This is a genomic window from Komarekiella delphini-convector SJRDD-AB1 (assembly GCF_014831675.1).
In the GTDB taxonomy this organism is placed as follows: Bacteria; Cyanobacteriota; Cyanobacteriia; order Cyanobacteriales; family Nostocaceae; genus Komarekiella.
Window position 1 is genome coordinate 1 of sequence record NZ_VJXY01000015.1, and the last position, 11,955, is coordinate 11,955.

The 11,955-nt window shown below is 40.4% G+C and carries 12 protein-coding genes and 1 pseudogene; 9 read left to right on the forward strand and 4 right to left on the reverse strand.

The window, feature by feature from the left end; translation table 11 throughout:
* Positions 1 to 116 (forward strand): annotated as a pseudogene (locus FNW02_RS38655) (IS630 family transposase); the annotation flags it as partial.
* Positions 117 to 189: 73 nt separating this feature from the next.
* On the opposite strand, the gene FNW02_RS38660 reads toward FNW02_RS38655, so the two are convergent.
* A complete protein-coding gene (locus FNW02_RS38660; RefSeq protein ID WP_225225662.1) occupies positions 190 to 336 on the reverse strand; it encodes a restriction endonuclease subunit S domain-containing protein in 147 nt (48 codons plus the stop codon).
* Between the two features lie 135 nt (positions 337 to 471).
* Positions 472 to 666, reverse strand: coding sequence for a hypothetical protein (locus tag FNW02_RS15050; protein ID WP_191758348.1), 195 nt, complete (start codon positions 664 to 666; stop codon positions 472 to 474).
* A 670-nt stretch (positions 667 to 1,336) separates the two neighbouring features.
* Here FNW02_RS15050 and FNW02_RS15055 point away from each other — a divergent pair.
* The gene (locus FNW02_RS15055) at positions 1,337 to 2,977 is read left to right on the forward strand and encodes a purple acid phosphatase family protein (protein WP_225225663.1); all 1,641 of its coding nucleotides are present in this window, start codon (positions 1,337 to 1,339) and stop codon (positions 2,975 to 2,977) included.
* 290 nt (positions 2,978 to 3,267) lie between these two features.
* On the forward strand, positions 3,268 to 3,972 hold the full coding sequence (locus tag FNW02_RS15060; protein ID WP_191758349.1) for a cytochrome b/b6 domain-containing protein: 705 nt from the start codon (positions 3,268 to 3,270) through the stop codon (positions 3,970 to 3,972).
* 136 nt (positions 3,973 to 4,108) lie between these two features.
* On the opposite strand, the gene FNW02_RS15065 is transcribed toward FNW02_RS15060, so the two are convergent.
* Positions 4,109 to 4,807, reverse strand: a complete 699-nt coding sequence (locus FNW02_RS15065; protein WP_191758350.1) for a Uma2 family endonuclease — start codon at positions 4,805 to 4,807, stop codon at positions 4,109 to 4,111.
* Between the two features lie 264 nt (positions 4,808 to 5,071).
* Between FNW02_RS15065 and FNW02_RS15070 the strand changes: the two genes are divergently transcribed.
* The 6 genes from FNW02_RS15070 to FNW02_RS15095 all read left to right on the forward strand — a co-directional run bounded on the left by FNW02_RS15070 (position 5,072) and on the right by FNW02_RS15095 (position 10,614).
* Positions 5,072 to 5,389: a hypothetical protein gene (locus FNW02_RS15070; RefSeq protein ID WP_191758351.1), complete on the forward strand. Its 318-nt coding sequence runs from the start codon at positions 5,072 to 5,074 to the stop codon at positions 5,387 to 5,389.
* A gap of 230 nt (positions 5,390 to 5,619) precedes the next feature.
* Positions 5,620 to 7,347, forward strand: coding sequence for a succinate dehydrogenase/fumarate reductase flavoprotein subunit (locus tag FNW02_RS15075; protein ID WP_191758463.1), 1,728 nt, complete (start codon positions 5,620 to 5,622; stop codon positions 7,345 to 7,347).
* Between the two features lie 621 nt (positions 7,348 to 7,968).
* Positions 7,969 to 8,829: a fatty acid desaturase family protein gene (locus FNW02_RS15080; protein WP_191758352.1), complete on the forward strand. Its 861-nt coding sequence runs from the start codon at positions 7,969 to 7,971 to the stop codon at positions 8,827 to 8,829.
* A gap of 76 nt (positions 8,830 to 8,905) precedes the next feature.
* Positions 8,906 to 9,217, forward strand: coding sequence for a DMT family transporter (locus FNW02_RS15085; RefSeq protein ID WP_191758353.1), 312 nt, complete (start codon positions 8,906 to 8,908; stop codon positions 9,215 to 9,217).
* Position 9,218: 1 nt separating this feature from the next.
* The gene (locus FNW02_RS15090) at positions 9,219 to 9,680 is read left to right on the forward strand and encodes an SET domain-containing protein (RefSeq protein WP_191758354.1); all 462 of its coding nucleotides are present in this window, start codon (positions 9,219 to 9,221) and stop codon (positions 9,678 to 9,680) included.
* A gap of 313 nt (positions 9,681 to 9,993) precedes the next feature.
* Positions 9,994 to 10,614, forward strand: coding sequence for a TMEM165/GDT1 family protein (locus tag FNW02_RS15095; RefSeq protein WP_191758355.1), 621 nt, complete (start codon positions 9,994 to 9,996; stop codon positions 10,612 to 10,614).
* 91 nt (positions 10,615 to 10,705) lie between these two features.
* Here FNW02_RS15095 and FNW02_RS15100 read toward each other — a convergent pair whose 3' ends face one another.
* The gene (locus FNW02_RS15100; RefSeq protein WP_191758356.1) at positions 10,706 to 11,602 is read right to left on the reverse strand and encodes a tetratricopeptide repeat protein; all 897 of its coding nucleotides are present in this window, start codon (positions 11,600 to 11,602) and stop codon (positions 10,706 to 10,708) included.
* Positions 11,603 to 11,955 lie beyond the last annotated feature (353 nt).

Below are 11,955 nucleotides of genomic sequence, written 5' to 3' on the forward strand. Positions count from 1 at the left end.
ATTTTTTCTGTCATTCTTTTACTGTAGTCAAAGCGTTATTTGAAATCTCAATTCATTGTCAATTTTTTGACTACCCAAAGCTTCATGAGTATGGTGTTTTCTCAGAAATGACTTAGGATTGCTATAGAAATCAGGACTTTTGTAATAAGTTTAGTTATTAATATTATTTGAATTAGGAATTAGCAATTATTACAGTTCGTAAAGGGCGGCAACTCGTTCATCTATTTCTTTTTCCCATGTTTCACAGTTAACGCCTTTTGCGTCTAAGCTTTGTACTAGTTGAGATATGACTTCACGTTCAATAGCAGAAGCGTTAGGTATGGGAATTTTATTCATGTAAATACTGCGTAATTCTAAACTTTTGCCTAAAAGTTCAGAACACATACTTTTAAAATATTCCCAGACATTTGAGGAGTTAAGATTTCAGACGTGCATAAATTACGTGAAAAATATTATTAGTACCAGCGAATGCTAATAAGCGGATGCTAATAATAAGGGGTCATCTGCAAGTTCATTAGCAACTGCATCAGTAAATGTTCTATGAGAAAGCTCTTTATTAACTCGTTCGTAGTTCAACTGACTCCAAAATAATTTTTTGACTGCATCAAAACTTTTCAGATTTTGGAGTGAATTTAAGACAGACTGTTGCAGTTTCAATACAGACATAAATATCAAACCTGTGCCAGTTGTATGTTTTTCCTAAAAAAACGCAACAAAATCTGACCACAAGGCTTACACCTCGCAGTAATTCTGAAATTTTTAGAGGATTAAAAATTGCCGCTAGTCACATTAAAATCTGCTGCGGTTACGTCCAAAGTTTATGCAATAGGTAAACAAAGCCTAATATATAGTCAGTTTTTAGCCTGATTTTGTAAATTAAAGTAGCAAGCTACTGCTAATTGATTAATAGTATTTTTTACAGTAAACTTATAATTGAAACACATTAACTACTCTGTAATTAAATATTTCTAAAAGTAGTTTTACCAAAGAAAGCTACAAATCAAATTTAATTTACCCCATACCTTGCTACCGCAGTAAAATCACTGAAATCGGCAAGGAATGGTATAAAAGTTATAAACCTTTGGAAAACTCCGTAAGTGAAGTGTAATACTGAAATAGATGCTTTATGCGATATAAAGCAAAACGGAGAAACTTTTTAAGGTGTTCGCCGACAAAGCTAATAATAGAATTGCGGTCAATCGTGAACACCCTAAAAATATTTGGTATATTACTCATGGTCAGACGCTTAAGCAGCCGTAAAATCCCTTATATGGCTGTGCTTGTGCTTGTTATATGCTTTACTCTGGTAGGCGTGCATTCATTTGGTCAAACAATTATGACATCAGCACCCCAACTGCTGACCGACCCCTTTTTGCAATTGCCAACTGAAACTTCAGTACGAGTAGTTTGGTTTACTGAGTTTGCTGGTGTTAAACACATAGTCAGCTACGGTGAAAATCTCAAACAAACTGTCAAGGCAAGTACTACTCAACTCAGTCGCATACGCGAAGACCAGCAATCGCGGGTAGCAAGCCAAACCCAAAACGGACAAGTTTATCAAGAACCTGTTAAACGCGACATTTGGCGACATGAAGCTGAGGTGACTGGTTTAACTCCCGGTATGCGTGTTCCTTATCGTATCACAAGTGTGCACAAAGATGATGAGAGTGTTAGCAGCGATGTTTTTACCCTTGCAGCCACGCCAAAACCAGGTACACCGCTGAAGATTTTGCTGACCTCTGACCATCAATTGAAACCGATGACAGCAGCAAATCTGCAAAAAGTGGTGGAGACAGTTGGACAAGTAGACGGAGTATGGTTTGCTGGTGATTTAATCAATACGCCCGATCGCGCCTCAGAATGGTTTGATGATAATAGTGGTGGTGCGCTGTTTCCCGGTTTGCAAGGTCGTGCCAAATATGAAATAACCCATAATGGCGTTAAAACAACTTACACTGGCGGGAAAATTATTCAATATGCACCTATGTTTACTTGCATTGGTAATCATGAGGTGATGGGACGGTTTGCTAGTACGGGAAGTTTAAACAATGAATTTGATAATACGATTCCTCGTGCAATTTCCCAAAAATTGTATAGCGGTAAATCCCTAATAGATAATTCTTTTAATACTTTTACCTACGAAGAAATTTTCACTCTCCCAAAAAGTAAAGAGGGTGGAAAAAGGTATTATGCAGTTAGCTTTGGTGATGTGCGTCTGGTAGTACTGTATGTTACTAATATGTGGCGGACTCCCAGCTTAGATGGAAAGAATAAAGGTAGATATCGGGAAGCAGAAAAAGATTTAAATAATCCTGAAAAGTGGGGTTATGGACAGATTATTTATGAACCAATTGCTAAAGGCAGCACGCAGTACAATTGGTTAAAGGCAGAACTTAAAAGCCCTGAGTTTAAACAAGCAAAATACAAAGTTGTGATGTTTCATCATCCACCTCACACACTGGGTGATAATATCGTTCCTGCATATACAGACCCAGTACAGATAATTGAACGGGATGATGGCAAAATTAAAGCAGTGCGTTACGAATATCCTAAAGACGCAGATTATATTATCCGCGATGTTGTCCCCTTGCTAGAAACGGCTGATGTACAATTAGTATTCTATGGACATTCCCATTTGTGGAACCGCTTTGTTAGTCCTAATGGAATGCACTTTCTAGAAACATCTAATGTTGGTAACACTTATGGCGCTGCTTGGGGTGAAAGAAAGCGAGAAGTACCAACTGGGTATCAAGAGGATTATGTTAAGCAAGGCAATCCTAATGGTTTAGAACCTATAGTACCAGCGATCGCACCCTTGTTAGGCGAAGATGGTAAACCAATGCCCTATATTGCCAGTAAGGATATTACGGTTTTCAGTATCTTTGATACGGGGACAGGTACGATAAGTAGTTATCGTTTTGATACCCGCAAGCCAGATTCAGAGGTTGTGAAATTTGATGAATTTAAGCTGAAATAGTCGCTAATTTATTCTAAATCAACATAAAGTCTTTGAAAACGCGATTTATCGCGTCTCTAAATCAGGGTTTTCGGCTTATCTGTACTGTATTGGGGCATTAAGAGCGAGCTGATTTGGTACTCATAGCACTTATAAGTCTAATCTGCCGATTCTTCCAGTTAACGCAGCGAAGCTGCCAGAAAGCTTCATTCTGAAGTTTTTAGTAGAATAGGGCGATCGCACTCAGAGTTGCAAGATGAAGAGTGAAACTGCTCTGCAAAAGCTAGCGCGTATTAGTAGAATTTTATTTTATGAAATCAATTCAGCCTTATCAACCGTTGCTCTTGCGTATTCTGCATGGACTCACTGGTCTTTTTCTCATTGCTGCAATTCTGACTGCTTTCTGGACTTATGATCTTTATGATGGCCGATGGGGAAGAATTCCACTTCCTTCCTATAAAGAAATTGAAGGTTTGCACGGAACTTTTGGGCTGTGTACCTTGCTAATTTTCCCTACCTTTGTTCTCTATGCGTTTCATAGGGGGCAAAAGCGGCTTATTCAACCCGATTCTTTCTCTAAATTAGCTGAAGTTGGTAAACCAATTTGGTGGTACACGTTAAACCGTTTTACCAACACGTTTACGCTTTTTGCATTAAACTTTGCCCTCTTCAGCGGTAAGATGATGGATGAAACATGGCTGCCAAAGGGAGAACTCAACCATACCTGGTACTACGCACACTTAATTGCCTGGGTGATTATGGTTGTTTCCATCGCTGTTCACATCCTCATGAATGCAAGGGTGGGTGGACTAACGCTACTACTATCAATGCTAAATTGGCAATTCCGTGACAAAGATAGTCCGGTTCTGTGGTCTACTCATCTCTCCAGATGGTGGACGAACCTGCGTCGGGGTTCATGGTCAAAAGGCTTCCAGTCACCGCTTGCATTGGCTGTCATAGAGTTTATAATTTTGCTTAGCATTACGGCTGCCTGGATTATTCCACTTTTTAAGTAGTCGAACACACAGTTTTTGTATTGGCTCAATAACAAGTTAGTAGAAAATTGACTACAAATTATCGACGTTTTGATACCCGCAAGCCAGATTCAGAGGTTATAAAATTTGATGAATTTAAGTTGAAATAATCACTAATTCATTCTAAATCAATATCAAGCGATCGCAGTCTTTCTGCTAACCGTTCAGCCCGTTGGCGTTCTTGTTGTAACTCTAGGTTTTGTTGTTGTAACTCCAATTGTGTCTGTAATGCGGTTTCCTCTGGTGTTGGCACTAAAACACCTTCAGAAGTAAAGTAACGTAGTTTGCCTGAATCTATACCCAGGTACAAATCTAACTCCTGACTCCAGCGCCAGCCATTACCATTAGGTAGAATATCTTGATATTCACTTCCTACTAGGCGCAAACCAGCAAATTCTAAAGTGTCTGGAGAAAAATAGAAATATTCTGGTGTATGGAAACGGTCTTGATATAGGTTTTTTTTCAAATTTCGGTCTATATCGGCGGTGCTGGTTGAGAGGAGTTCAATAATCAAATTAGGATATTTACCATCTTCTTCCCACACTACCCAAGAGTTGCGGGGATGCTTTTGTGTCTGTTTAACTAAGAAAAAATCAGGGCCATGAAAATCACGATTTCGCAGTTGTTGGCGACTAAAATAAATGGTGAGATTAGCACCAATAAAGTAATCATTTCTGTCACGCCACAGCCATTCTAAGCAAGTGACAAGCAGCAATAGCTGCATATAATGCAGGGAACTTTCCATTTCCGGCTCATCGCTATATAGCTGACTAGCGTCAGGCATGATGGCGTCTAGTTGTTGAGGAGTCAAAACCATTTGGCTGTGCCTCACCACTATTGGGGCTAATTTATATTATCGTCATTAAAGGATCGTCTGATGCTATCTTTCATAATTTGTGGTCTGTAGGTAACATCACTCGTTCGTAAAAAATATTAACAGTTAACTGAAAAATTTCCTTCATTAACAAAAGAAGTTAATTGTAAAGCGATATTACAAACCTTGCAAAAATATTTAGAAATTGTCTAGAAACCAAACATGGCTCTAACGTAGAATTTATAGGAGAGACTTGAGGCAAATGTGATGACCACGAGTAATATTCAAAAATATCGGTTTGTCTGTACCCTGACCTTTGGTGATATATATGGTCAAATAATTGTTTGGTTGATCACAATTACCCTAAGTTTGGCCTCAGCCTTGGCGCTAATGGGTGCTAGGCGACCAGTGTATGCTTTAGCAACGGTGGGTCTTGTCGTTCTGCTATCGCTACCTTTCTTGCTGTTTGCATTTGTCACTACATTGTTAAATCATATTGAAGTAACTCCTGTAGATGCAGCAACCAAGACCGAACCTATACCTGGTAATATTTCTCAGCAACAACCTGTACAAGCGGCTGGCTGAGTAATTTTCCGACTCAAATCTGAAAACCAACATACTAGCTTCTGCTTGGAGCTTTTCACAAAATCAAAATCCAAAGTTGAAATGATATCCCTGCCTAAAGACAGGGAATTTTTTTGTTGAGATGCGGAAGTTCTGAGGTTTTTGAGCATCAAACTTTTCTCTACAACGCACTGTCTGATGAATCACGTCTCTACAATAGAACAGCAGCTTTTTGCAGTCGAGGGCTAATTATGCTAGAACATGACGTGATTATTGTTGGGGGCGGATTGGCGGGATGTCGCGCTGCTGTGGAAATCGCCCGTACTAACCCCAGCTTAAACATTGCTGTGGTTGCCAAAACCCACCCCATTCGTTCTCACTCGGTGGCTGCTCAAGGTGGTATGGCAGCCTCACTAAAAAATGTTGATTCAGAAGACAGTTGGAAAGCACACGCTTTTGATACTGTCAAAGGTTCCGACTACTTAGCAGACCAAGATGCAGTAGAAATTCTCGTCAAAGAAGCGCCAGATGTGGTGATTGACTTGGAACACATGGGCGTTTTGTTCTCTCGCTTGCCTGATGGTCGCATTGCTCAAAGGGCTTTTGGTGGACATTCCCACAACCGCACTTGCTACGCCGCTGATAAGACCGGTCACGCGATTCTGCACGAATTGGTAAACAACTTGCGGCGTTATGGTGTGCAAGTTTATCAAGAGTGGTATGTCATGCGCCTGATTTTGGAAGAGGGTCAGGCGAAGGGTGTGGTGATGTACAGCCTCATAGATGGGCATATAGAGGTCGTGCGGGCTAAAGCGGTGATGTTTGCGACGGGGGGATATGGTCGTGTTTATAACACCACCTCAAATGATTACGCTTCCACTGGTGATGGTTTAGCAATGACTGCGATCGCAGGTTTGCCCCTAGAAGATATGGAATTTGTCCAATTTCATCCCACGGGTTTGTATCCTGTAGGTGTGCTGATTTCCGAAGCAGTACGGGGCGAAGGGGCGTATCTGATCAATAGTGAAGGCGATCGCTTTATGGCGAACTACGCACCTAGTCGCATGGAACTGGCTCCTCGTGATATTACCTCACGGGCGATCACTTACGAAATTCGCGCAGGTCGCGGTATTCATCCTGATGGTAGTGCTGGCGGCCCCTTTGTCTATCTTGACTTGCGCCACATGGGCAAAGAAAAAATCATGAGCCGCGTTCCCTTCTGTTGGGAAGAAGCACACCGCCTAGTAGGCGTTGACGCAGTAACTCAGCCGATGCCAGTCCGCCCAACAATTCACTATTGTATGGGTGGTATCCCAGTTAACACTGATGGTCAAGTCCGTAGTAGTGGCGATGGTCTAGTTGATGGTTTCTTTGCCGCTGGGGAAACATCTTGTGTTTCTGTTCATGGTGCAAATCGCCTTGGTAGTAATTCCCTGCTGGAATGCGTGGTTTATGGTAAGAGAACTGGTGCTGCGATCGCTCAGTATGTACAAACACGTAAATTGCCCTCTGTAGACGAGCAACGTTATGTAACAGAAGCCCAGCAACAAATCCAAGCTTTGCTAGAGCAGCCAGGACAGTACCGCATCAACCAAATTCGTCAAGCCTTCCAAGATTGCATGACTCAATTTTGTGGTGTTTTCCGCACCGAAGAACTAATGCGTGAAGGTTCGCAGAAATTAGCACAGATACAACAGCAATACCCACAAATTTATTTAGATGATAAAGGTAGTTGCTGGAATACAGAAATCGTGGAGGCTTTAGAACTACGGAGTTTGATGATAGTAGGGCAAACAATTTTAGCATCAGCCTTAAATCGCCAGGAAAGCCGTGGCGCACACTTCCGCGAAGATTATCCCCAACGAGATGATACTAACTTCCTTAAGCACACAATGGCTTACTATTCACCAGCAGGAATTGATATTCAATATCGACCAGTGGTAACTACCATGTTTGAGCCAAAAGAGCGGAGATATTAATTGTGTCTTGAGGATTAAAAAATACTTTTCTTAGTCCTTAAGACACAAAATCATGCAGCAAATATAAGTTTTGGCGACAATCTTGATTTAGAAACGCCAGATAGTGTCTAAATAATCATCTACTTGCTGACTATCTTGATCAATATATGCAAGTTAAATACGGAATAACTTCATATTCGTGTAAATACGGATGTTTATTTCGCAAAGCTTGTTGATTTACTTGACACGAAGTGTAAATACTGGGAAACTCGTATAAAGATGAAGAAAAAATAAAAGTTTTATCACTAAAACATAGCCTTTGACAGTTTTGTCATCAGGGTCTTCGTCAAGGTTATTAATACACCTCTATATTAAGAGGATGTATCTGCAAGTATTAAATGTTTTCCCTATTTTGTTCCTCCGTAAAAAGAGGATAATTTCGGCTATGAATCTCGCAAACCTTTAATCAATTAAAGCCACTGTATTACAGAGGTTTATTTTGCTGTAGCAAGTTGTAAAAAATTTGCTTACGCAAGTATTACATCTTTTCTAATAGAGATTTAGGATGTTACGAAATGCTTGGCTGATCACCAAATAGTTTTCACACATCTTTTGACATTTACCCAAGCAAAGAAAATAAGAATGTTGTTCAGGTATTCTTGGTGGGATAGCCTTCCTTTTGCTATGACAATTTTTCAGTTAGTGCTAAATATTTACTTGGCGTTAACTTGGGAATCGCACAGTCTTTTAGATAATCTTCTGTATTATCCGCTTTGTCTGTTTATATTTTGGTACAACGCTCTAGTTGCAACTCACAATTTTGTCCATACACCTTGGTTTCATTCAAAATTCCTGAATAATTTATATGCGGTAGTAAACTCTGCTAATCTAATTTCTCCTGTAACGCATTACCGTCATATTCATTTCAATCATCATCGTTATGGTAACGATAGACAAGATGCACACGGTCAGACTCAAGATCTTTCTTCTACCTTTGCTTATGGTAAAAATGGTCAAAGTGAAAATGTCATAACTTACTGTGCTTTGGCAATTCTTCGGGATGACATGACTAACTCATTTCATCACGCGGAGAAACACAAAGAAAGTGTTCAATTGTATTTAGAATCAGGTGCTTGTATTTTGGCAATTATTGGATACTTGCTGATTTCATGGAAGTTTTTTTTATTCTTTGTGCTTCCCATATTTTATTTTGGTTGGTTCATAACGTATTTAGCGAATTATTATGAACACTTTGGCGCTACACCTGAAAATTTCTATGCCAATTCAACCAGTCATTATGGTCGCATCTACAATCTACTTTTCTGCAATGAAGGTTATCACCAAGAACATCATCTGCGACCAAACGTTCATTGGAGTCAAAGACCTAAAATCTATCAAAATCTTCGTGATGAACTAGACAATGTGACTAGAGTGATATTGAAATTTCCACCTCCGCTAGGCTTCCTAAATAACATCGGCAAGATTGAGACTTCAGCTAGATAAACTGTGCAGTAATGATAACAGTTATTGGAGAAGTCAATTGCTGTCCTAAATTTTTTAAATTAAGTGTTTCAAACTTATGGCATGGATACATATTCTGATTGCAGGTCTTTTAGAAACAACATGGGCAGTCACTTTAAAGTGGAGTAACGGATTTACAAACTTTCTACCAACCGCAGCAACCACTGTTGTTACAATCCTGAGTTTTTACTTTTTATCACAAGCACTAAAAACACTTCCGGTTGGAACTACTTATGCGGTACTGGCTGGTATTGGAGCTATCGGTACTGTGATTGCAGATATTGTCTTCTTTGGTGAGAGCTACGGACTATTTCGCTCTCTTTGCATTGGTTTGATTGTTCTTGGTGTTATGGGTTTAAGGATACTTTAAAATGCTTTTAGTAAAAACACAGATTGCATCTAGCAAAGTTCATGGTATTGGATTATTTGCCGACCAATTTATTCCCAAAGGAACAGTAACATGGCAATATCATCCCGATTTTGACTCTGCTTATTCTGAAACTGACATATTAAGAATGCCTGCTCCGGCTAGAGAAATCTTTTGGAAGTATGCTTACTATGATAAAGAATTAGGGCTGTATGTCCTCTGTTCTGATGATCAAAGGTTCATCAATCATGAGCCAGATTTTCCGAACATTATCTCTACTCCCCGACAAGATGTGACAGCACGCGACATCCTACCAGGAGAGGAACTGTTATGCGATTACAACTGCTATGACGATACATATTTTATGCGAGTCGGTATGCCGCATTTGTCTAAAACAACTCTAGTTTTTAATCAAGTAATGCAGCAGACTGCTCCAATTTTTCAAGAATCACATATCTCTGCATGAACTTATTAAAGCAGTTCCAATGAAACAAGTTTCTTCTCCGTCTCCTTTGCTCTCTTCCTTGACTACCTTGACTCACAACTGGGGCAGATGTACAATACCTAACGTATAGAAGGGGAGTAGCTACTGGCTAAAAAGATTAAAAGCCAGTGCATCTGAATCAACATACTGGCATTAAGCCTGGTTCAGGTGGCAAATAATTAATATTTGAAAGCGAGACCTTCACTAAGTTCACATCAAAAAGTGTGTGCTTGGTGAGGTCTTTTGGCTCTTGTCAAGCTCACATCGGTAAACGATTCTTTAGGAGCTTGAGAGAGTGTTAACAGCTTTTACCGCAGGTTTATTATTAATTACAGTTTCAGAGCTAGGTGATAAAACATTTTTTATCGCTGTAATTTTGGCAATGCATCACTCGCGGCGGCTGGTATTCATAGGAGTGACAGCCGCTTTAGCTGCGATGACAATCCTTTCGGTGCTGTTAGGGCAAACAGCGGCTTTGTTGCCAAAAGTTTATATTCATTACGCCGAAATAGCTTTATTTTTTGTTTTTGGTATTAAGCTGCTGTACGAAGCGAGTAAAATGTCTGCCTCTACTTGTGACACAGAAGTTGTAGAAGAAGCAAAAGCAGCAGTGGAACAGGCAGATTTGCAGCTACCAAAACGCAAAACCCCCTTAGCAATTTTAATAGAAGCCTTTGTATTGACATTTATGGCAGAGTGGGGAGATCGCACGCAAATTGCTACCATTGCTCTAGCAGCTGGAAACAACCCAATTGGGGTAACGATGGGTGCAATTTTAGGTCATGCCATTTGTGCTGCGATCGCTGTTATCGGTGGCAAAATGATTGCTGGTCGTATTTCGGAGCGTCAACTCACTTTTGTCGGTGGATGCCTATTTCTCATCTTTGGTGTCGTTGCCGCCATTGAAGGAGCGTGAGGAGAGAAAAGGAGGGGGAGAAGCTATTAGAGATTGGACGGAGCATGGGAAAAGAGAATTATTTTTTTGCTCCTCTGCTCCTCCACTCCCCCTACTTAGGTGTATCAGATGAGGGCACAGGAGGTACAGGAGGTACAGCAGGAGCCTGAGATGGAGATGCTGCTGTCTTGTTGATTTCGTCTTTGTACTGAGCAGGTGCTAGAGCCAAGGCAGTATCGAATAAAGGTTTTGCTTCTGCGACTTTGCCTTGTTCTTTCAGAAGCATTGCCTTTGCTAAAACAGGACGAAAATCCTTAGGATCTTTTTGAATTGCTTGATCATATACAGAGGTAGCTTGTGGATAATTCTTCTGAGAAGCATGAACAGTTCCTAATAGTACCCGCACCGCGATCGCATCTACACTTCCAGGTTGAATTTTATTCGCTTGAGCAGCATTAGAGAGGGTATCTTGGAGCAAACCAATAGCTGCTTCCGGGCGTTGTTGACTCAGCAACAGAGCTACCATTCCTCGCAAAGCATTCAGATCACCCGGTCTCGTGGCTAAAATTGAGCGATAAGCTTGAGCCGCTCCTTCCTTGTCGCCAATTTGCTGTTTTGCTTGAGCTAGCAGCACTGCATATTCTGACTGTTCTGGATTCAGCTTTGCTAACTTTTCTAAAGGTTCAATTACCGCTTGAATATCAGTCGGTTGCACCTCGCCTTTTGCTTTTTGACTTAACAATGTCAACCGTGCCTGTAACAAACCTTTGAGCGCAGTTTGATTTTCTGGTTCCCGTTGTAAAACCAGTTCATAACCCCGTACTTGGTCTTCTAATTGTGATTTTTGGTCAGAGGAAGGTGAGCTGCCTCTGGTATTAGAAGTATTTTGGTTTGAAGGTGGCGTATTATTAAATGCTCTAATTATGGGAACTACGGAAACACCCACAAAAGCAAGAACTGCTATGACCAAAACGACCTTTACTATCCAGCGATTGCGTGGTTGAGACACAATTTTGTCCTTCTCCTGAACTCTAATGACATTATCATTTACACAAATTGGAAAGTTAAAAATTTCCAAAACCTTGCGGAATTCCGCCAATTGCCTGTGAATTTTATAACAAATAACTATCCACACTGCTAAAGTAAGTGATGACTTTAGGAGGAGCCGCCAGAATCGTAGCTATGATATGCTTCCGAAACTAGTGTAAAGGCGCTAAACGACACATTTAGTATATAAATGATGAATTTAGCGTCTTTAGAATTGTATAGGGCGCTCTGATGTAACTTTGTTGAAAGAAAATATACTTTCACCAGCCGCACAAACGCTCTTTTCAGCCGCCTTAGTAAAATCCCACAATGGGA